Source organism: Planococcus salinarum, from assembly GCF_007004625.1.
Taxonomy (GTDB): domain Bacteria; phylum Bacillota; class Bacilli; order Bacillales_A; family Planococcaceae; genus Planococcus; species Planococcus salinarum.
In genome coordinates this window covers 1-20,896 of record NZ_VIFV01000037.1, presented here as the reverse complement: position 1 = coordinate 20,896, position 20,896 = coordinate 1, and the positions used below count along the sequence as shown (strand labels likewise).

Below are 20,896 nucleotides of genomic sequence, written 5' to 3'. Positions count from 1 at the left end.
CGATCGAGGACTTAACCAAAACCAATTTCGTGAACCGCTTTGTGCGCGAATTGTTTCGATGTCGTTTATCCAGTTTTGAAAGAATAAGATAAAGTTTTTTTAAAAAAAGCTTGAATTAATCGCCAGAATTGGTATAATAAATCTTGTCTTTCAAATTAATAATTAGTCTGGTAATGATGGCAAAGAGGCCACACCCGTTCCCATCCCGAACACGGTAGTTAAGCTCTTTTGCGCCGATGGTAGTTGGGGGTCTCCCCCTGTGAGAGTAGGACGTTGCCAGTCTGATCTAAATTATTCCGAAGTAGCTCAGTGGTAGAGCACCGCACTGTTAATGCGATGGTCGTAGGTTCGAGTCCTACCTTCGGAGCCATTTTTCTGGAGAGCTGTCCGAGTGGCCGAAGGAGCATGATTGGAAATCATGTAGGCGGGCAACCGTCTCAAGGGTTCGAATCCCTTGCTCTCCGCCAGTAGATAACTCACCATTAAAACTAGCAAGGCCCCTTGGTCAAGCGGTTAAGACACCGCCCTTTCACGGCGGTAACACGGGTTCGAATCCCGTAGGGGTCACCATTTGGAGGATTAGCTCAGCTGGGAGAGCATCTGCCTTACAAGCAGAGGGTCGGCGGTTCGATCCCGTCATCCTCCACCATTTTCTTTTATACATAACATTACGTTAAAAAGAAGTTACTATTATATAGAAGAAACTCTATTTTAAAGCAGCGTAGAATCAATTGCTTCTCAAGAAAAATTGAGTATTAGAGAATCTTCAGATATACTATGTAAATACTATTATCGCGGGGTAGAGCAACGAGCCGTACGAAGACGGCGAAGTTACACCGAAGCAGCCGAAAGGCGATGCAGGTGTCATCAGCGATAAGCAAAGAGTATAAAAAATCTTCGTATATATTATTATCGCGGGGTAGAGCAGTTCGGTAGCTCGTCGGGCTCATAACCCGGAGGTCGCAGGTTCAAATCCTGCCCCCGCAACCAAATGGTCCCGTGGTGTAGCGGTTAACATGCCTGCCTGTCACGCAGGAGATCGCCGGTTCGATCCCGGTCGGGACCGCCATTTTTTATTAACCAATGTGGGTCAGTAGCTCAGTCGGTAGAGCATTAGATTGAAGCTCTAAGTGTCGGCGGTTCGATTCCGTCCTGACCCACCATATTTTTTCTCCATGCCGGAGTAGCTCAACTGGTAGAGCAACTGACTTGTAATCAGTAGGTTGAGGGTTCAAGTCCTTTCTCCGGCACCATTCGGTGGGGTAGCGAAGTGGCTAAACGCGGCGGACTGTAAATCCGCTCCTTCGGGTTCGGCAGTTCGAATCTGCCCCCCACCACCAGTTTTTAGGGGCATAGTTTAACGGTAGAACAGAGGTCTCCAACACCTCCGATGTGGGTTCGATTCCTACTGCCCCTGCCATTTTTATGAAAAATTATCGTGGCGGTCGTGGCGAAGTGGTTAACGCACCGGATTGTGATTCCGGCACTCGGGGGTTCAATTCCCCTCGTCCGCCCCATTTTTTCATCTATAATTCAATTGCACTTATAAAAATAATAACGTGGCGGTCGTGGCGAAGTGGTTAACGCACCGGATTGTGATTCCGGCACTCGGGGGTTCAATTCCCCTCGTCCGCCCCATCTTATTATTGGGGTATAGCCAAGCGGTAAGGCAACGGGTTTTGATCCCGTCATGCCCTGGTTCGAATCCAGGTACCCCAGCTTTTGCGGAAGTAGTTCAGTGGTAGAACGCCACCTTGCCAAGGTGGAGGTCGCGGGTTCGACCCCCGTCTTCCGCTCCAAAAATTGGCGGCATAGCCAAGTGGTAAGGCATGGGTCTGCAACACCCTTATCACCGGTTCGAGTCCGGTTGCCGCCTCCATTTTATATCATGCCGGCGTGGCGGAATTGGCAGACGCGCGGGACTCAAAATCCCGTTCCTTCACGGGAGTGTCGGTTCGACCCCGACCGCCGGTATCTTAAAAGGGCCTGCCTGCCCTTTACAAAAACCAGTTCCTTCATCGGAGCTGGTTTTTTATGTATACTTAAATTCCTTTAAAATACAGCTTGTTAATTTGCCAACGACTATGTTATATTATTTATTGTCGCTTAGACATTTTGCCGGCGTGGCGGAATTGGCAGACGCGCGGGACTCAAAATCCCGTTCCTTCACCGGAGTGTCGGTTCGACCCCGACCGCCGGTATTATTCCTTATCGTATGCCAAGCGATAAGACTGGAAGCCCTGACCATGAGTCAGGGCTTTTTTTTAGTGTGCCAGGCATGGCAACTATCTAGGTGGTGAAAGTCCACTGTGGGGGTACACATCGACCAACCACTAAGGAAGCGCAAGGTACTCATCGTGAGGTGAGGGCTGGAGGAAGCGTGGAATAAAATCTTGGCTCGACGAACAGAAACCTGATACGAAGGCTCTTCAAAGGGATAAGGCTCCTAAACAAGTCAAAGTCCAAAAGATGTGCGTAACTTTGGAGGGTAAATCAGGCGAGTAAAAGAGGAAAGATCGTTGTCTTACCCTGGGAGGTCTTGCGGATGCACTGACGTGCAGTCGGAAAAGGTTAGCCGCAAGAAGTCAGCCGAAACCATAGTAACGAAGCAATTCGTGAAGGGCTGAACAATTTATAGTGTTTCAACGCCGCGAGTGCATAAGGGACGAACTCCGAATGTGTTACGGGTGAAAGTATGAGCGTATCTCAAAGGACAACCCAAACTGGAGCTATCGCTTACTACGCGAATGGAAAGGAGAAACGAGTGTGGACCTTTTAGAACAGATTCTAAGTAATAAGAACATGAATGAAGCCTACCTGCGCGTCTACCGGAATAAAGGGGCGCGGGATCGACGGGATAACGGTCGATGAACTGAAGGAATATTTGAAAGAGCACAAGGATGAATTGCGCCAGCGCATCCGAACGAGAAAATACCAGCCGCAGGCTGCCTTACGAGTGGAGATCCCAAAAGAGAACGGAAAGATGCGCAAACTGGGCATACCAACAGTCGTGGACCGGGTCGTTCAACAGGCAATTCATCAAGTGCTCAGTCCGGTATTCGAAAAACAGTTCAGTGACTTCAGTTATGGTTTCAGACCCAGAAGAAGGTGTGAGATGGCGATTATTCAAAGCCTGGAATTTTTAAATGACGGATACGATTGGGTCGTGGACATTGACCTGGAAAGGTTCTTCGATACGGTCAACCACGATAAACTCATGCGTATCATCGCCAATACCATCGATGATGGAGATGTCATTTCACTCATCCGGAAATACCTGGTCAGTGGGGTCATGGTGAAGGGGACTTACGAAGAGACGCCTGTCGGCACTCCGCAAGGAGGCAACCTCAGTCCGTTGCTCAGTAACATCATGTTAAACGAACTCGACAAAGAACTGGAGCGCAGGGAATTGCAGTTCGTGAGATATGCGGATGATGCGCTCATCTTCGTGAAAAGTGAGAAAGCGGCAAATCGCGTGATGAAATCCATCGTCACATTTATTGAAGGAAAACTAGGGTTAATCGTCAACGCCGACAAGAGTAGAATCGCTCGCCCGAAAGAATTGAAGTTCTTAGGGTTTGGCTATTACTACGACTCTAAAAACAAGCGGTATCAAGTGAAACCCCATCAGTTCTCCATCCAGAAACTTCAACGGAAGCTTCGGCATCTGACGAAGCGAAACTGGAGTGTTCCGTTAGACTACCGAATCGTGAAGCTGAAACAAGTCATCGTGGGCTGGGTCAATTACTTTCGAATCGCCAACATGAAAACCGTAATGACTCGGATTGATGAGAAATTACGCTCGAGAATCCGGGTCATCATCTGGAAACAATGGAAGATACCTCGCAGACAAATCAAATCGCTAGTTCAACTAGGGATACCTGAAGGAGAAGCCAGAGGCTTAACTTACTGCAGGAAAGGTTACCGGTTTATCGGGCAATCAAAAGTTGTGCACAGAGCACTCTCAAATAAACGACTAAAGCAGAGGGGCATCCCCTCTGCGTTGGACCGTTATCTAAAAATACACACTGTAATATAAATTGAAACGCCGTATACCGAACGGTACGTACGGCGGTGTGAGAGGTCGGGAGTTAATCGCTCCCTCCTACTCGATTATAAAAAGTTACTTGTGAGATGGATGAACTTGTTGAGAGAGTTATTGTTTTTCCCTAAAGACAGTGCCTGCAAATCTTCAACATGCTATAATGTGTAAAAACTGATTATTCAAAAAGTTTCGGTGAGATGCTGGAGGTGTAGGCTTGTCTGAATTGAAATGGTTCAATCAGGAAATCGAAGATGTACTGGAGAAGCAAGCAGTTGCACCAGATCGGGGCTTATCCGATTCGGAAGTCGCTGAACGTTTAAATGAATGGGGAAGCAATGAGCTGCCGAAAGCGAAAAGCGAATCAGTTATTATAAAATTTCTAAAACATTTTCATGATGTGCTGATTTATGTATTGTTGGCTGCTGCAGTTATTACGGTATTGCTTGGACATTATATAGACACAGCAGTTATTCTGGCTGTTGTAATTATTAACGCGACTATCGGATATTTTCAGGAATATAAAGCTGAGAAGGCCCTCGAAGGAATACGCAATATGCTGTCTGTGAAAACCACAGTGTTGCGTTCAGGCAACAAACTGGGTATTGATGCAGCAGAGATGGTGCCGGGAGATATCACCATTTTGCGGGCCGGGGATAAGGTCCCCGCAGATATGCGCTTAGTGAAAGCTGATAACTTGCAGGTGGAAGAATCTTCTCTGACCGGTGAATCAGAAGCAGTCGAAAAACAGACAAGCGTCCTTCCGGAAGATACAGTCCTTGGTGACAGAACAAACATGGTTTTTGCGGGGACCGCTGTAGCTGCCGGCTCAGGTCGGGGAATAGTGGTGGCAACTGGTGGCGATACAGAACTGGGGAAAATCAGCTCTGCAATGGTCTCTGTTGAACAGCTCCAGACGCCGTTATTGAAACAGACTGCAGACTTCGGCAAATTGATTTCTGTAATCATTGTATTTAGTGCAGTTGTAATGTTTTTTATTGGTTACCTGTTTCACGACTATGAAACAGGTGAGTTGCTGCTGGCCATCATTGGTCTTATCGTAGCAGCGATTCCGGAGGGACTTCCGGCAATTCTTTCGATCATACTGGCCTTGGGGGTCCAGACGATGGCCGGGAAAAATGCCATCGTCCGAAATTTACCGTCAGTTGAAACGCTTGGTGCGGTCACAGTAATCTGCTCAGACAAAACGGGAACACTGACAAAAAATGAAATGACAGTCAAGTCCGTCATAGCAGATGGAGTAGAGTTTGAGGTCAGCGGCACAGGTTATTCTCCCGAAGGCTCGATTCAGCGGGACGGACAAGAGATAGCGATAAATGACTATCCAGTATTGGAACAATTTCTCCTATGCGTTAAGACAGTTAACGATTCACATTTATATAAAGAGGGAAACTCCTGGAAGGTCAGTGGTGGACCGACAGAAGGATGCTTATTGACACTGGCGGAAAAAGCAGATAAAGAAATAGGCGCATTACCGATTATTTCAAAGATACCCTTCGATTCATCATATAAATATATGGCTGCGCTTGTAGAAGAAAATGATCAAAAATCGATATTTGTGAAAGGGGCACCGGAAAAACTGCTGGAAATGGTATCGGCAGATAAAAGAGATTTTTGGAAAGAGCAAATTGCTGCGCATGCCAAGCGTGGAGAAAGGCTGTTGGCAGCAGCTGTTAAGCAGGTGACAGAAGACGTGCAGTCGATTGACCACGAAGACCTGGAGGAAGGCTACGAATTTCTGGGACTGGCGGGAATTATCGATCCGCCGCGGGAAGAAGTGATTGATTCAATAGCCCAGTGCAGAAAAGCAGGTATCCAGGTCAAAATGATTACCGGGGACCATAAAGAAACCGCCGTAGCGATTGGAGCAAAGTTAGGCATTGGTAATGGAGAAAAAGTAATTGAAGGATTGGAATTGGATGCCATGGATACTGGGCAATTGGAGAAGGCGGCCGTTGAATATGATGTCTTTGCACGCACCAGTCCAACCAACAAATTACAGCTGGTCGAAGCATTGCAGGCGCAGCGGCATATTTGTGCCATGACAGGAGACGGGGTCAACGATGCCCCTGCTCTTAAAAGGGCCGATATCGGCATAGCAATGGGGATCAAAGGGACAGAAGTATCAAAAGAAGCAGCAGAAATGGTGCTTGTTGACGATAATTTCAACACCATCGTCAATGCGGTAAAGGAAGGCCGCCGGGTCTATGATAATTTAAAAAAGACGATCCTGTTTATCTTGCCGACGAATGTATCGGAAGGCATGCTGATATTTATCAGTATTCTTCTTGGGACGACAATTCCGCTAACCCCTGTGCAGATTCTCTGGGTCAACATGATCACCGCTGTGACGATTTCATTGGCGATTGCTTTTGAAAAACTGGAGCCGGGCACGATGGAACGGCCCCCCCGAAAAGTAAACAGCCGTTTGCTGAGCAGATACGCGATTTTCCGGATTGCATTTGTGTCGCTGATTATTTGTGGCGGAATTCTATGGATGAACAGCATACTGGCGGAGCAGAACTATGATGTCAGGACGTTGCAGACGATGACTTTGCAGAGTTTGGTCATCTCCCAGCTCTTTTACCTTTTTAATTGCCGGAACGAATGGCGCTTTGCATTGAATCGTGATTTCTTTTCGAATAAAGCCGCATTTCTCGTATCGGGCATCTTAATAGGAGTGCAGCTCGCAGTCACGTATGTTCCGTTTATGAATACGGTGCTCGGGACAGTGCCCATCGGCATCGATAACTGGATAGGACCGATATTGATCGGATTCAGTGTTTTTGTTCTTGTAGAGGTGGAAAAATGGTTCGTCCATAAGTTTGTTACGCCAAAGCTTGAAGCAAGAAAAAACAAGACAGAAACGGAAATGCCGGAAGACAATAAAAACGGCTGAAGCGCAAATGGCTTCAGCCGTTTTTATGTTGCAGGACAGACATATCATCCAAATATGGAAACGGGAAATGGGTGTCAATGCGTCCGTTGATACGCTTTGAAAGCAAGCGTTCCCCATCCATCCATTTCTGGAAATCGAACATCAACGGCAGACGGTCCGGTCCGATAGCAAATCCGACTTCCAGGCTGTTCGGAAAATAGGAAGCCGTGTGGAGGGTTCCGGAAGCGGTGCTGTATTTTGTTGAGAATACCCCCTGCTCGGAATCATTTAACAGACGAAATGCTGCGTAGGCATCACTTGAAGTGGCCGCATGCGTAAGAAGTGCGCTTTCCCGGCGCTTGGAATCATCGATCTGGTAGCGGTTTTCTTCAGACAACACTTCGAAATGGTTTGTCGACACAGCTGCTTCCCGAACAATGACCTTGCGCGGAGATGTCTCAGCGACAACAGACCTGCCGCTTTTGTCCAACAGCACATAGCTGAAAGAACGCCGATGAGGCAATTCTTCCAGCAGGTCGATGGCTTCTTCGACATTGGCACAATGTTCCAGTATGAGACGCCCGACCATATTGCAAAGGAATCCGTCAGCGGAGTTGCGGCGGTTAATAAAATTATAGCCCATCGCCAGCCCTTTTTCGTTCAGTCCATCGGTCCTCCCTGTAATTTGCATTGAAGGACCGATGGAAGCATAACCGCCGTCTGTCGGTTCATAGAGCGCAAACCGACCTTCATAGCCTTGGGGCGAACTGTCGTAATTGCGGATGAGAAAGTTGGAATGGCTAAGAATTGAACAGCCGCTTCTGGTATATTCCAGATAATAACCCCCAAATTCCCTCAAAGCATCAATGAAAGGCCATTTCAGGGCATCGGCGAGGCCTTCGATTTCTTCCCAGATGCGGGGGGCGAAGCGTTCAAGCATGTGGATGGCCTGCGTTTCATCAACTATCAATTGTCGGCTCTTTTCCCCGCGCTGTATCTTGCGGTTAGGCAACAGCAGTGAGTCCCGCAGCAACTCTCCTTGATGATGGCCGAATTCATAATGGCTTCCCCGGAACTGAATTATATCACTGTGCACTTTTTTCATTGAGCATCCCTCTTTTTTATCTCGATATCAAAATGGTACTAAATTTGGTGGGGGATAGAAAAGAATATGCCTGAAGCACGGGCTTCGGGCATTTATAGAATGCGTAATTCCGCGTGACCGCCGTTAATTCCTGTGAACATATTCGAAGCCGCGGTCAGCATTTCGAGTGCGGTATCCCGATCCATCGAAGGGCGCAGGTAAAAAACATGCAGTGCATTCTTAGTCTGCTCGGTAACAGCAGTCCGGTTGGAATCGACATACGGACTGCCGAATGCGCCTTGGCGGTCTTTCGTGATGAGGATATTCGATAATGTATTGATGCGGTTATTGATGCCTTCATATTGGTCGCTGTCTGTGCCGACAGTAATTTCAACTTCGCCTTCGATCAAATCGGCATCGTACAGCCCGAGCGGAATTTCGTATTGCAGCGAAAGAAAATTATTCATGTCCACACCGGAATGGACGGGGGTGAGGTAATTTTGCTTCTTGATTCTCCGGTAAAGGGCTTCAGCCGCAGGCCGGTAACGGTTCGAATCAGCACCCAGCGCCTTCCAAACGAGTTTCCATTCGAGCAGGCCCGGAAAATCGAAAAGATCCTTATCTTCCAGGTCAAAGAATAATTGTTCCTGGAAAAGCTGCAGGCGGCCTTTTAACATTTGAGGAGAATCGGAAACGGTGATATTGTTATAATGAATGATTCCAATCTTAAACTCGGGAACGATTTCTTTGATTTTCGGATCAACTGTTATTTCCACAGCAATCATCCTTTCTGGGGAGCAATTGTGTTTATCGTATCATATATTCAACGAAGGGGTTATCAGCATGAATCTTGAACAATTTCAAAAAGAACTCGTTGCTTATGCCTCGGAAATCGGAATAGATAAAATCGGTTTTGCTTCTGCAGAGCCATTTTTCAACTTGAAGCATCGTCTGATACGCCAACAGCAATTGCAGTACCAGTCCGGATTTGAAGAACCGGATATCGAAAAGCGGACCCGTCCAGCACTGTTGTTGGAAGAAGCGGTGACCATCATTTCGATTGCCATCGCCTACCCGTCGAAAATGAACAATGCACCGCAGGGGACGCGAGGTGCACGGCGCGGCATTTTTTCCCGTTCGTCCTGGGGGAAAGATTACCATGCCGCGCTGCGGGAGCGGCTGACATTGCTTGAAGCCTTCATCGCAGCGCATTATCCGGAGGCACGCATGCGTTCGATGGTCGACACGGGGGAATTGTCCGACCGCGCAGTCGCCGAACGCGCTGGCATAGGCTGGAGCGCGAAGAACACCAACATCATCACGCCGGAGTTCGGTTCCTATGTGTACCTTGGTGAAATGATCACCAATATTCCTTTTGCGTTGAACGAGCCGATGGAGGATCAGTGCGGCGAATGCCGGCTATGCATTGATACGTGCCCGACAGGAGCGATTGTTGAAGGCGGTCAATTGAATGCGCAGCGCTGCATTTCTTTTCTTACACAGACAAAAGGCTTCCTGCCGGATGAGTTCCGCACGAAAATCGGCAACCGGCTATATGGCTGCGATACGTGCCAGACAGTGTGTCCGAAAAACAAGCGGAAAGCCAATCAGATCCATGCCGAGTTTGAACCGGACCCGGAAATTGCCAAACCGCTGCTGGAGCCTTTATTGAAGATTGCGAACCGCGAATTCAAAGAAAAGTTCGGCTATGTATCCGGTTCCTGGAGAGGGAAGAAGCCGATTCAGCGCAATGCGATACTGGCACTGGCGCATTTTAAGGAAGTCAGTGCAGTGCCCGCTCTGATCGGTTTACTGGAAAGTGATGAACGCCCGGTCATCCGCGGCACGGCGGCCTGGGCCATCGGGAAAATCGGCACGGCGGAAGGCCTGCTCGCTTTAAAAGCAGCGAGCAGGCAGGAGAGTGATCTTGAAGTGCGCGAGGAAATTCAAAAAGGATTGGCATTTTTTGCTGAAGAGTTGAAAGGATAAGTGAAGAGAGTGGCCATTAATATTGTTTTATACCAGCCGCTGATACCGGCAAATACAGGGAATATTGCACGCACGTGCGCAGGGACGGGAGTCAAATTGCATTTGATCCGCCCGCTTGGATTTTCCACTGATGACAAAATGCTGAAACGGGCCGGCCTCGATTACTGGGAACATGTCGATTTGACATATTACGATTCCCTGCAGGAGCTGTTTGCCAGCTATCCGGAAGGCCGTTTTTATTACATTACCAAATTTGGTTCGAAACCTCATACGACATTCGATTTTTCCGATCAGGAAAAGGATCATTTCTTTGTGTTCGGTCAGGAAACAAAAGGTTTGCCTGCTGAATTGCTCGAAGCGAATCCCGATCATTGCCTGCGCATTCCGATGAATGATAATATCCGTTCGTTGAATCTGTCGAACACTGCAGCAATTCTTATGTATGAAGCGCTGCGCCAGCAAGGCTACCCGGATTTGGAATAAAAAAAGCAGCGGGGATTATTCCCGCTGCCTTTCTCAAATGCTATTCTTTATCGAAAGTACCAGGTTTGTCGTCGTATCCGGCTGTGAAAATAGCAACCAGGAACGAAACACAAACACCAAGAATAAGGATCAAGTTCATTTATAACGACCTCCTTGAAATATGCATCTTTGTTTAGTATAGCGGAAAGTCGGGAAAAATGAAATATAAGTCCTTACTGAAATATGGAGAAATTCTGTCCAATTGTTTCCCGGAATCTTGAAACCGATCGCGGTTTCATTCGTATACTAAGGTAGTGAAAATATGTTTAAGGAAAGGGTGATCCCTATGAAAATGAAAATATCGGCTGCTTTGCTCTGGATTTCAGCCATTGCGGAAGCGTTTCTTGCAATCCCGTTTATCGGGGGCACATTTGTCATCAGTACCGGATATGCGGCACTGGGTGTCATGTTCGTTCTGCACGCGGTAACATTATTCTACTGTTTCCGTGAATATTCACCGAAATCCGGCCCGATTTTAGGTTTGGTGACAAGCATGCTTGCCTGGATCCCACTTATCGGTTGGGCATTGCATTTATTGAGTGCGATCGTACTGTTCATCAACGCAGCTTATGCAAGCCGTCCACGTATCTAAAACCGCCATATTGGCGGTTTTTTATGTGCGGCCGATAACTGCACTGCGAGACTCGAAATTTCAGCTGTTAATTTGTACAATAAGACGAGAAGGAGTGAGCGCAATGGAGTTAACGATCAATTCAACGAAAACATTACATAATGGTGTGGAGATGCCGCGGTTCGGTCTTGGTGTCTACAAAATGACAGACCGGGAAGAGGCAGTTAACGCAATGATTACAGCAATTGATGCCGGATACAAGGCAATCGATACGGCGACAGTTTATGAAAATGAACGAGAAGTCGGGGAAGCGGTGCGCCATTCATCCGTCAAACGGGAGGACCTGTTCATCACATCGAAAGTTTGGAATACGGATCAGGGCTATGAAGGGACGCTGCGCGCATTTGAAGCATCACTGGAGCGGCTCGGCTTTGAGTATTTGGATCTGTATCTGACACATTGGCCGGTGCCGGGCAGTTACGAAGACACTTACCGGGCCATCCAGCGTTTATACGACGAAAAGCTGGTGCGGGCGATTGGCGTGTCGAATCATCATCAGCCGCACTTGGAAAAGCTTCTGGCAAAAGCGAATACAAAGCCGATGGTCAACCAAATCGAATTGCATCCGCAATTGACCCAGGAACCGCTTCGGGCATTTTGTGCCCAGCAGGACATTGCCGTGACTTCCTGGTCACCACTCGCACGTGGCCGCTTATTGGAAGATCCGGTGCTGACGGAAATCGCGGCAGCACATGGTAAGACGGTTGCGCAGGTCATCATCCGCTGGCATCTGCAGAGTGACCTCATCGTCATTCCAAAATCGGTGACGCCGTCGCGCATCGCGGAAAATGCCGATGTGTATGATTTTTCACTAACTGCGAAAGATATGTTGGCGATAGATGGCCTCAATCAGGACTGGAGAGCCGGCACGAATCCCGACGATATCCAGGCATAAGAAAAAGAAGTTCCCTCGTTTAACAGGGAACTTCTTTTATATTCTGTATCAACTGAGCTTAAAACCCGATTGAATGGAGTTTCTCTTTATCTCGCCGAATCTTCCACGACAATCTTTTCGCCGGTAAACGGATGGATGAGCGACATGCGAAACGCATGCAGATGATATGCGCCGTCCTGTGTCGGCGGACCGCCGTACAATTCATCGCCGATGATCGGATGCCCGATGTGGGAAAGGTGGGTCCGGATCTGGTGCGTCCGGCCGGTTTCCAAGGACAGCTGCAAGAGGGACTTGCCTTCCATATGGCGCAATAATTTATAATGCGTGACCGCGCTTTGCCCGGTCGGTGAAACCATGCGGCGCGTCGGGTGGTGGCGGTCGCGTCCAATGGCGAAATCAATGGTGCCGGATTTATTGTGCACTTTTCCTTTGACAACAGCCTCATAATCGCGGACCAGTTGTTTCTGTTCCAGCATGCGGTCCAGGATGTTTTTCGCAACCGGGTGCTTCGCTGCCATCAATAGCCCTGAAGTGCCCTGGTCGAGCCTGTGGACGTGTTCACCGTATGAACCGCCCCCGCGGATGATGTGGCCGATAACTCCGTTGATGAATGTATCGTCCTGGCCGATTTCATTCGGATGCGTATTCATGCCTTTCGGTTTACGGGCAATCAGAAAATGTTCGTCTTCGTACAACACCGGCAATTCGATGTCGTGGTTGGGTTCATAAGGGGAGTCCGCTTTTGGAAGGTCGAATTGCAGCACCGTGCCTTTTGGCAGCGGTTCTTTCCAGACGACTTCCTGAAACTTGTCGTTCTTTACGGATTTCGCCATGCGCAGTTCATGGACAACTTTTTTGCCCAATCCCCATTCGGTACGGAGCAATTCTTCGACGGTCATGCCCTCATCTTTAATTTCATAATTCCAGCTCATTGTTATTTCCTCCATAAAAAAAGAGCATGCGCATTGCACATGGCTCTCTTGTCAGTTATTTTTTAACGACTTCTCTGAAAAACTCTTCAATATTCTCTTTTGGCTGCGATCCTACCCAACGTGAAACTTCTTCGCCATCTTCATAATGGACAAGTGTCGGGGTCGCTTCGATAAAGTAGTCTGTCCATCCTTCTTCATACTCTAACAGATTGTACTGCAGCACGTCCACATCCATATCTTCTGCCACCGGCATCAGAACAGGGGTTGTGTTTTGGCAATGAATACAAGTGGGGCTGAAGAAATAAACCGTTGTCGGTTCACCGCTTTCAATCTGATCAGCAACTTCATCCGGCAATGCGATATTCTGGTAATTTTCATCGTCCAGCTGATCGATGGTGGCCGGATCCAAATCATCTGTATCGTAAGGGTTATTGGCCAATTTTTCGCTATTGGACATTTGAGTAAGAACGATGATCAATGCAAAAATGGCGAGTACGATGCCTCCAATGATTAACATTTTCTTCAATTTATTTTTCCTCCTTTGATGTTTTCAGCAAAAATACGCTCATCCCGGCAATTAAAACAAATGCGACAAGTGCAAAAAATGGAATGGTGATAAAGCCGAAATAATTGATGTATTGGCCGGTACAGGGAACCTGTCCGCATGAAGGAGCGGAGTCGGAAAGAAATGCCAGTTTTTGAATTCCGTAATGATACAGGGAAATCATGCCGCCGATACCCGAGATGATCAGCGAGGTAAGAGCTATTCTGACATTCTTCTGAAAATATGCCACACCGACAACGATGACCAGGGGATACATGAAAATCCGCTGGATCCAGCAGAGTTCACACGGGATATAGCCGCGGACCTCAGAAAAGTAAAGGGAGCCGGCGGTGGCTATCAACGCGGTCGCCCAGATTCCCAGCAAAAGATTCTCTTGGATTTTCGTCATAATTCAGGTCCTCTCTTGTTAAATAGCTACTATAGAATTATAATTCTTTAGCTGGGGCAAGTAAAATAATATTATCCTCTGTGTATATCCTATATAATAAGATGTGATACTTTTGTGAAGGAGTGGCTAAAGTGGCAGAACAATTTGATTTATCCCATTTTGAAAAAAGCATGATCATCCGAGAGATGAATTATGCTGATATAAATGCCATTCTAGAAATGCAGCGTTTATGTTTTCCAGGCATGGAACCATGGGAAGAAGAACAACTAAGAAGCCATCTGGGAGTGTTTCCCCAGGGACAGATGGTTGCAGAACTTGACGGCAAAGTAATCGGCTCCTGCTCGAGCCTGTTGATAAATTTTGATGAATACGATGATCGCCATACATGGGACGATGTTACCGATGGCGGGTATATCACCAACCATAACCAGGACGGCTATAATATGTACGGCATCGAAGTGATGGTGCACCCTGAATACCGCCGGATGCAGGTCGGACAGCGCCTTTATGAAGCACGTAAGGAACTGGCGCGGGAACTGAACCTGAAATCGATCATCATCGGTGGCCGGATTCCGAATTATCACAAACATGCAGAAGAAATGTCGCCGCGCGAATACGTGGATGCAGTTTCCCGCCACAAAATTTACGATCCTGTGCTGACTTTCCAGCTGATGAACGGTTTCCAATTGATGCGCATCAACCCGAATTACCTGCGGGATGACAAAGCTTCCGGGAAATATGCGACGTTGATGGAATGGAATAATGTCGACTACAAACCGGTATCCAAACGCCATTTCAAGACGAGCCTGCCGGTAAGAATTTGTGTGGTACAGTATTTGATGCGTGCCATCGAGTCTTTTGATGACCTCGCAAACCAGGTGGAATATTTCGTGGATGTCGCTTCTGATGCCCATTCCGATTTTGTCGTATTCCCCGAAATCTTCACTACGCAGCTAATGTCCTTCCTGAACGAACCATCGCCAAGCCAGGCAGTGCGGAAGCTGACGGAATACACACCGCAATACATCGAACTCTTCACAGACCTGGCAGTCCGCTATAACATCAATATCATCGGCGGCTCCCATTTTGTGAAAGAAGAAAACGATGAAATCTACAATATCGCTTATCTGTTCCGTCGTGACGGTTCGATCGACAAGCAGTACAAAATCCACATCACACCGAACGAACGGAAGTGGTGGGGCATCTCGGCGGGGGATTCAGTCCGGGTATTCGATACGGATTGCGGTAAGATCGCAATTCAGATCTGCTATGACATTGAATTCCCGGAACTTGCCCGCATCGCGACAGACATGGGAGCGAATATCATTTTCTCGCCATTCTGTACAGAAGACCGCCAAGGGTATTTGCGCGTTCGCTATTGCGCACAGGCCCGTGCTGTCGAAAACCAGATCTACACGGTTATTTCCGGTACTGTAGGCAACTTGCCGCAGACGGAAAACATGGATATCCAATACGCCCAATCGGCGATCTTCGCGCCTTCCGACTTTGAATATGCCCGCGACGGCATTGTCGGAGAAACCAATCCGAACCTGGAAATGGTATTGATCGGGGATGTTGATCTTGAAATACTGCGCCGCCAGCGCCAGAACGGCACAGTGAAACAATTAAAAGACCGCAGACATGATGTCTACCGTGTCGAGTACAAAAAAGATTAAGTTCCTGCATTCAAAAATGTTATTGAGCCGCTTCCTGATGGAGGCGGTTTTTTTGCTTGTTTTTTGGTAAACTGGAAATAGATTGATTGACATGTACATATTATGAATGGAGGGATCACTATGAATTGGAAAGAACGGATCAAACGTTGGCTGGATCATGAAGGTCTGGATGAAGTAACACGGAATTCGCTGAACCTGCTGCAGGAAGATGAGAAATTAGCGGAAGATGCATTTTATCAGGATCTGACCTTCGGCACGGGGGGCATGCGCGGAGAAATCGGACCGGGTACAAATCGCATGAATGTCTATACAGTGCGCAAAGCTTCTCAGGGCATCGCGGACTACATAAAATCAAACGGCGACGAAGCGATGGCCAGAGGAATCGTCATTGCCTATGACAGCCGACGCATGTCGCCGGAATTTGCGGAAGAAGCCGCCAAAACGTTTGCGTCAAACGGAATTCATACGTATTTATATAACGGCACGCGCACGACGCCGCAACTGTCATTCAGCGTCCGCTACCTGCATGCATTTATGGGAGTTGTCATCACAGCCAGCCATAATCCGCCGGAATACAATGGTTACAAGGTTTACGGGGAAGACGGGGCGCAATTGAACCTTGAAGACGCAGACCGTGTCATCGAATTCGTCAGCAATGTGGAGGACGAACTTTCCATATCCAATCGGGACTATAAGGATGAACTGCTCGTCACGGTGCGGGATACGGTCGACCAGGCCTATATTTCAAACGTGTTGACCGTCTGTGAACAGACAGGCGCCTCGCCGATACAGGCTGTATTCACCCCGCTGCACGGTGCCGCCGGCGCAACTGTGAAACGGGCGCTGGAAAGTGCCGGTTATATGGAGGTCAGCTATGTCAAAGAGCAAATGGAGCCCGATGGGGAATTTCCGACTGTGACCTCGCCGAATCCAGAGGAAGCCGAAGCATTCGAAATGGCGACACAATACGGTAAAGAAGCCGGCGCCGATTTGCTGATTGCGGTGGACCCTGATGGTGACCGCGTGGGCATTGCAGTTTCGAACGGGGACCGTTACGAATTATTATCCGGCAATCAGACGGGCGCAATCCTGATTGAATATCTGCTGAGCCAGAAGAAAACAAAAGAGAAGCTCCCGGAAAACGGGCGTATTTTCAAAACGATTGTGACTTCGGAATTTGGCCGCGCTGTCGCTGATACCTATGGCATCCGAACAGATGATGTGCTGACGGGCTTTAAATTTATCGGCGAAAAGCTGCGGGCGAATGACAGCAGCCGGGAATTTGAGTTTTTATTCGGCTATGAGGAAAGTTACGGCTACCTGATCCGTGATTTTACGCGCGACAAGGATGCCGTGCAGGCTGTGCTGCTTCTGGTGGAAGCGGCCGCCTTCTATAAAACGCAAGGCAAGAACCTGCACGATGTGCTGGTTGAGTTGTACAATCGGCACGGCTGGTACAGGGAAGCATTGGTTTCCGTAACGAAAAAAGGCGCTGACGGTGCGAGAGAAATTGCCGCATTGCTGCAGGGAATGCGCCAGAATCCGCCACGTGCCATCGCAGGAATCGCGATTACTTCAATTGAAGATTACGAAACCCAGAATCGGATTTTCACGGATTTGGATGAGAGTGAAAAGATCGAATTGCCGCAGGCCAATGTCCTGAAATATTTCCTCGAGGACGGTTCATGGGTATGCCTGCGACCGAGTGGCACTGAACCGAAAGTGAAATTCTATTTCAGCGTCAAAGCGGATACGGAACAGGAAAGCGATGAAAAGTTGGAGTTGATCAAGGAATCATTCCTTGATGAAGTGAATAACAGGTAAATGGCGGGCTCCCTTAGTAAGGGAGCTTTTCTCATTCGAAAGTATGAGGCGCAAGAAGCCTGTAAAGATGTATGGTTTAAATAATGGTGATGAGGTGAAAAACATGAAGCTGAGCGAGCATTCCAATGTAATTCTGCTGAAGGAAATTGCAGAACTGCTGAATGAGGAAACCGATATGGAGCGAATGCTTACGGGTGCCATTCGGAAGCTGTTGGACGGTTCGAATTTTGAAACGGCCTGGATTTTCTTTATTGATGAGGAGGGAAAACACAGGCTCATGGCAAGGGCGAATCTTCCTTCAGCGCTGGAGGAAGATGAATGCCGTCATCTTCAAAAAGGCGGCTGTTGGTGTGTCAAAAGATACCATGATGGTGATTTGGAGAAAGCATCCAATATCATCGCCTGCCAGCGGATTGAGAATTCGATAACGGAAAAAACCGGAGACCACGGCAATATTACGCATCATGCAACGGTGCCGCTTCAATCGGGAGCGGAAAAATTCGGCCTGCTGAATATTGCAGCGCCTGATCGGGAACGCTTTTCTGCGGATGAATTGGCGTTATTGGAGTCTGTGGCTTTTCAAATCGGTTCTGCCATCAAGCGCATCGGCCTGACCAGGCAGGAGCAGGAGTTGGCATTGGTAACCGAACGCAACAGACTGGCTCGTGATCTCCACGATTCGGTCAACCAATTGCTGTTCTCTGTAACGCTTACCGCAAGAGGTGGAGTGGAAATGTCGAAAGAGCCAGCAATCCGTGAAACATTCAGTGATATTCAGCATCTTACACAGGAAGCGCTGAATGAAATGCGTGCGCTGATCTGGCAACTGCGGCCGAAAGGACTTGAAAGCGGTTTGCTGGAAGGCATAAAAGGCTATGCGGAAATGCTCGGTCTGGAGCTTGAAACGAAAGTGAACGGCGTCATCCAGCTTCCTTCAAGAATCGAAGAGACTTTATTCCGCATTGCGCAGGAAGCATTGAATAATATCCGGAAACATGCCGGGACAGATCGTGGGCAATTGTTTCTGTCGGTTACCCAGACGGATGTGCTCCTGGTATTGAAGGATGATGGCAGGGGATTTGTGATGGATGAAAAACTGTATATTCCGTCGATCGGCATGCTGAGCATGAAAGAACGTGCAAAATCCGAAGGTGGCACTGTGGAATGGTCCAGCGCAATGAACAAAGGGACAGAAATTCTTGTAAGGATTCCTTATTAGGGAGAGAGGGATGGAATAATGAAGGTTTTAATAGCGGATGATCATCATGTGGTCAGGAGAGGGCTGTTATTTTTTCTGAAGACCCAGAAAGATATTGAAGTGGTCGGTGAAGCAGTAAACGGCAAAGAAGCGGTCGAAATGGCTGCCAAACTTCGTCCGGATATTGTGTTGATGGATTTGGTGATGCCGGTAATGGACGGAATTCAGGCAACACGCAAAATAAAGGAAAAGTCTCCTGAGATTATAGTCCTGATGCTGACCAGTTTTTCAGACCGGGACCATGTCGTTCCGGCGATCGAAGCGGGAGCGGCAGGCTATCAATTAAAAGATATCGAACCGGATGAACTGGTGGAATCATTGCGCAGTTTGATGAGAGGCGAGAATACGCTGCATCCGAAAGCCACTTCCGAGTTGATGAAAGGACCGTCCCAACCGGCGCCGCATACCGTCAATTTTTTGACGCCCCGGGAAAAAGAAGTGCTGGCGGAATTGACGAAAGGGAAAAGCAACCGGGAAATCGCGTCGGCATTATATGTGACGGAAAAAACGGTGAAAACCCATATTTCAAATATCTTTACGAAGCTCGAAGTGCAGGACCGCACGCAGGCTGCTCTCTATGCAGTAAAGCACGGACTGACAGAAGCGGGGATGGAATAGGGAGGAAATTTTATGATACCGATATTCCGCAAAACAGCTCCGAAGAATTAGCCGACGACTGCGAGGCTAATTCTTTGCGACGAAGCAGCGCAGCGATGCAGCAGCACGGCTTTAATATTGCTAAGCCGTAATCAAACACTTACTTCGTTGTTTTGCTCTATATCTAAGAAACACATTTTAAAATAAGCAATATATTAATTCATTAAAAAGTGAGTAAGTTGATATAATAATTCTGAACAAAATTAAAATGAAGCGGCAGGCAGCTCCCAGCGGAAAGCGTCCGCCTGAAGCGAAATGATTTGAGAAGTAGGTATAGTTTCTCGACAGAAAAGAGGCAAGACGCATCAAGTGCGTCTTGCCTCTTTTTCATTTCAGCGCTTTTTGACTGGACGCTTACGCGAATCTTTCGTAATCTGCTTCCACTTCGAGCGTTCCGCTTTTTGTGCTGCCAGATCGCTTTTCCGTTCCATATGGGCAAGTTCCCGTTTCAGTTTCACGTAGCTGCGGAAACGTTCAGGTTGAAGATCACCCGTTTCGAGCGCTTCCCGTATGGCGCAGCCGGGTTCATTGCCGTGGGCGCAATCACGGAATCGGCAGGCATCCGCCAAAGTTTCAACATCCGCGAATCCGGATTCCACACCTTCGGAATAATCGCCGAGCTGAAATTCCCGCATTCCCGGGGTGTCAATCAGCAAACCGCCGCTTGGCAGCAGCACCATTTCCCGGTGTGTGGTGGTATGCCGGCCTTTGCTGTCATCTTCCCGGATTTCCTGGACCGCCATCAATTCGGTGCCGGCTAGCGCATTGATCAACGAAGATTTGCCGACGCCGGACGAGCCGAGCAGTGCACCGGTTTTGGAACCGGCAAGCACATTCTGTAAATCAGCGATTCCCTCCATTGTGACACTGGAAACTGTGTGGACCGGTACGCCGAATGCGACCGTTTCAACTTCCTGCAAATAAGTGTCGATGTTTTCACACTGGTCTTTCTTGGTCAATACGATTACCGGATTCGCACCTGAATCCCAAGTGGCCAGTAAATAACGTTCAAGACGCCGGACATTAAAGTCGTGGTTCAATGACATCACAAGAAATGCGTAATCGACATTAACGGCGATTGTCTGGATATCGGATGTTTCGCCCGCCGCTTTTCGGGAGAAGCTCGAAATGCGGGGAAGGACCTGGTGGATGATGCCTTTTTCTTCTCCGGGCATCTGCTCCACGATCACCCAGTCGCCGACACCCGGAAATTCCGATTTCGCATGGCTGTGTCTGTATTTTCCGGACAGTGAGCTGAGCCATTCACCGTGGTCTGTCACGACGCGGTATAAATTTTTATGTTCGAGCACCACACGTCCCGGTACGCCGTTTGTTTCGATTTTTTCCTGCCAGTTTTCATTCCAGCCGTACTTTTCAATAATTGTCAATTTGAGTTCCTCCAATTTTTATCACTGCTGTTGTATTAATTGATTTTGAAGATTAGGAATTCATAAAACATTCGAAAACTGGCAAAAACCAAAAGAAAAAGTCCTTTATAATGGAAAGGTCAGGTAGTTCCTGTCCAAATCCACTA

16 protein-coding genes, 17 tRNA genes and 1 rRNA gene are annotated in these 20,896 nt (G+C 48.0%); 28 read left to right on the top strand and 6 right to left on the bottom strand.

From position 1 onward, the window contains the following. The first annotated feature begins 166 nt into the window (after positions 1–166). The 20 genes from rrf to DIJ65_RS14910 all read left to right on the top strand — a co-directional run bounded on the left by rrf (position 167) and on the right by DIJ65_RS14910 (position 6,962). Positions 167–282, top strand: a 5S ribosomal RNA gene (rrf, locus tag DIJ65_RS15005). A 13-nt stretch (positions 283–295) separates the two neighbouring features. Then, positions 296–370, top strand: a tRNA-Asn gene (locus DIJ65_RS15000). Positions 371–377: 7 nt separating this feature from the next. Next, positions 378–467 (top strand) — tRNA-Ser (locus tag DIJ65_RS14995). A gap of 28 nt (positions 468–495) precedes the next feature. Next, a tRNA-Glu gene (locus DIJ65_RS14990) sits at positions 496–570 on the top strand. A 3-nt stretch (positions 571–573) separates the two neighbouring features. Next, positions 574–649 (top strand) — tRNA-Val (locus tag DIJ65_RS14985). A gap of 264 nt (positions 650–913) precedes the next feature. Next, a tRNA-Met gene (locus DIJ65_RS14980) sits at positions 914–990 on the top strand. 3 nt (positions 991–993) lie between these two features. Then, positions 994–1,069, top strand: a tRNA-Asp gene (locus tag DIJ65_RS14975). 18 nt (positions 1,070–1,087) lie between these two features. After that, positions 1,088–1,163: transfer RNA gene (locus DIJ65_RS14970), tRNA-Phe, on the top strand. Positions 1,164–1,177: 14 nt separating this feature from the next. Then, a tRNA-Thr gene (locus DIJ65_RS14965) sits at positions 1,178–1,253 on the top strand. Between the two features lie 3 nt (positions 1,254–1,256). Further along, positions 1,257–1,340 (top strand) — tRNA-Tyr (locus DIJ65_RS14960). Between the two features lie 6 nt (positions 1,341–1,346). Beyond that, positions 1,347–1,420, top strand: a tRNA-Trp gene (locus DIJ65_RS14955). Between the two features lie 21 nt (positions 1,421–1,441). Next, positions 1,442–1,517, top strand: a tRNA-His gene (locus DIJ65_RS14950). A gap of 45 nt (positions 1,518–1,562) precedes the next feature. Further along, a tRNA-His gene (locus tag DIJ65_RS14945) sits at positions 1,563–1,638 on the top strand. A 9-nt stretch (positions 1,639–1,647) separates the two neighbouring features. Further along, positions 1,648–1,719: transfer RNA gene (locus tag DIJ65_RS14940), tRNA-Gln, on the top strand. 5 nt (positions 1,720–1,724) lie between these two features. Next, a tRNA-Gly gene (locus DIJ65_RS14935) sits at positions 1,725–1,799 on the top strand. Positions 1,800–1,805: 6 nt separating this feature from the next. After that, positions 1,806–1,879: transfer RNA gene (locus DIJ65_RS14930), tRNA-Cys, on the top strand. A gap of 11 nt (positions 1,880–1,890) precedes the next feature. Next, positions 1,891–1,974 (top strand) — tRNA-Leu (locus DIJ65_RS14925). A gap of 143 nt (positions 1,975–2,117) precedes the next feature. Beyond that, a tRNA-Leu gene (locus tag DIJ65_RS14920) sits at positions 2,118–2,201 on the top strand. A gap of 605 nt (positions 2,202–2,806) precedes the next feature. Beyond that, positions 2,807–4,039, top strand: coding sequence for a group II intron reverse transcriptase/maturase (gene ltrA, locus DIJ65_RS14915; protein WP_260678711.1), 1,233 nt, complete (start codon positions 2,807–2,809; stop codon positions 4,037–4,039). A 220-nt stretch (positions 4,040–4,259) separates the two neighbouring features. Beyond that, positions 4,260–6,962, top strand: coding sequence for a cation-transporting P-type ATPase (locus tag DIJ65_RS14910; RefSeq protein ID WP_117303623.1), 2,703 nt, complete (start codon positions 4,260–4,262; stop codon positions 6,960–6,962). Positions 6,963–6,975: 13 nt separating this feature from the next. On the opposite strand, the gene DIJ65_RS14905 is transcribed toward DIJ65_RS14910, so the two are convergent. Both DIJ65_RS14905 and DIJ65_RS14900 read right to left on the bottom strand, forming a co-directional pair. Then, on the bottom strand, positions 6,976–8,046 hold the full coding sequence (locus tag DIJ65_RS14905) for a C45 family autoproteolytic acyltransferase/hydrolase (protein ID WP_117303625.1): 1,071 nt from the start codon (positions 8,044–8,046) through the stop codon (positions 6,976–6,978). Positions 8,047–8,138: 92 nt separating this feature from the next. Further along, positions 8,139–8,801, bottom strand: a complete 663-nt coding sequence (locus DIJ65_RS14900; protein ID WP_117303627.1) for a B3/B4 domain-containing protein — start codon at positions 8,799–8,801, stop codon at positions 8,139–8,141. 67 nt (positions 8,802–8,868) lie between these two features. On the opposite strand from DIJ65_RS14900, the gene queG reads away from it, so the two are divergent. The 4 genes from queG (at position 8,869) to DIJ65_RS14880 (ending at position 12,062) form a co-directional block, all read left to right on the top strand. Then, positions 8,869–10,014, top strand: a complete 1,146-nt coding sequence (gene queG / locus DIJ65_RS14895; protein ID WP_117303629.1) for a tRNA epoxyqueuosine(34) reductase QueG — start codon at positions 8,869–8,871, stop codon at positions 10,012–10,014. A 9-nt stretch (positions 10,015–10,023) separates the two neighbouring features. Continuing rightward, the gene (gene trmL / locus DIJ65_RS14890) at positions 10,024–10,497 is read left to right on the top strand and encodes a tRNA (uridine(34)/cytosine(34)/5-carboxymethylaminomethyluridine(34)-2'-O)-methyltransferase TrmL (protein ID WP_117303641.1); all 474 of its coding nucleotides are present in this window, start codon (positions 10,024–10,026) and stop codon (positions 10,495–10,497) included. A 331-nt stretch (positions 10,498–10,828) separates the two neighbouring features. Next, positions 10,829–11,128 (top strand): hypothetical protein, encoded by a 300-nt coding sequence (locus DIJ65_RS14885; protein WP_117303643.1) that lies wholly within the window; start codon positions 10,829–10,831, stop codon positions 11,126–11,128. 103 nt (positions 11,129–11,231) lie between these two features. Further along, on the top strand, positions 11,232–12,062 hold the full coding sequence (locus DIJ65_RS14880) for an aldo/keto reductase (protein WP_117303631.1): 831 nt from the start codon (positions 11,232–11,234) through the stop codon (positions 12,060–12,062). An 86-nt stretch (positions 12,063–12,148) separates the two neighbouring features. Here the strand turns inward: DIJ65_RS14880 and DIJ65_RS14875 are convergent, their stop codons facing one another. From DIJ65_RS14875 to DIJ65_RS14865, 3 genes are read right to left on the bottom strand one after another with little or no spacing between them, the layout of a single operon-like run. Beyond that, positions 12,149–12,994, bottom strand: coding sequence for an RluA family pseudouridine synthase (locus tag DIJ65_RS14875; RefSeq protein WP_117303633.1), 846 nt, complete (start codon positions 12,992–12,994; stop codon positions 12,149–12,151). A 55-nt stretch (positions 12,995–13,049) separates the two neighbouring features. Continuing rightward, the gene (locus DIJ65_RS14870) at positions 13,050–13,520 is read right to left on the bottom strand and encodes a thioredoxin family protein (RefSeq protein ID WP_117303635.1); all 471 of its coding nucleotides are present in this window, start codon (positions 13,518–13,520) and stop codon (positions 13,050–13,052) included. 1 nt (position 13,521) lies between these two features. After that, positions 13,522–13,947 carry a disulfide oxidoreductase gene (locus DIJ65_RS14865; protein ID WP_117303637.1) on the bottom strand — a complete coding sequence of 142 codons (426 nt, stop codon included), beginning with the start codon at positions 13,945–13,947 and terminating at the stop codon, positions 13,522–13,524. Between the two features lie 131 nt (positions 13,948–14,078). On the opposite strand from DIJ65_RS14865, the gene DIJ65_RS14860 reads away from it, so the two are divergent. The 4 genes from DIJ65_RS14860 (at position 14,079) to DIJ65_RS14845 (ending at position 19,323) form a co-directional block, all read left to right on the top strand. Further along, on the top strand, positions 14,079–15,623 hold the full coding sequence (locus DIJ65_RS14860) for a carbon-nitrogen hydrolase family protein (RefSeq protein WP_117303639.1): 1,545 nt from the start codon (positions 14,079–14,081) through the stop codon (positions 15,621–15,623). Between the two features lie 120 nt (positions 15,624–15,743). Next, positions 15,744–17,447, top strand: a complete 1,704-nt coding sequence (locus DIJ65_RS14855) for a phospho-sugar mutase (protein ID WP_071152195.1) — start codon at positions 15,744–15,746, stop codon at positions 17,445–17,447. A 103-nt stretch (positions 17,448–17,550) separates the two neighbouring features. After that, complete coding sequence (locus DIJ65_RS14850) at positions 17,551–18,666, top strand: GAF domain-containing sensor histidine kinase (protein WP_071152197.1); 1,116 nt, start codon at positions 17,551–17,553, stop codon at positions 18,664–18,666. A gap of 15 nt (positions 18,667–18,681) precedes the next feature. Next, on the top strand, positions 18,682–19,323 hold the full coding sequence (locus tag DIJ65_RS14845; protein WP_071152194.1) for a response regulator: 642 nt from the start codon (positions 18,682–18,684) through the stop codon (positions 19,321–19,323). A 371-nt stretch (positions 19,324–19,694) separates the two neighbouring features. Here the strand turns inward: DIJ65_RS14845 and rsgA are convergent, their stop codons facing one another. Continuing rightward, on the bottom strand, positions 19,695–20,750 hold the full coding sequence (rsgA, locus tag DIJ65_RS14840) for a ribosome small subunit-dependent GTPase A (protein WP_071152193.1): 1,056 nt from the start codon (positions 20,748–20,750) through the stop codon (positions 19,695–19,697). Positions 20,751–20,896 lie beyond the last annotated feature (146 nt).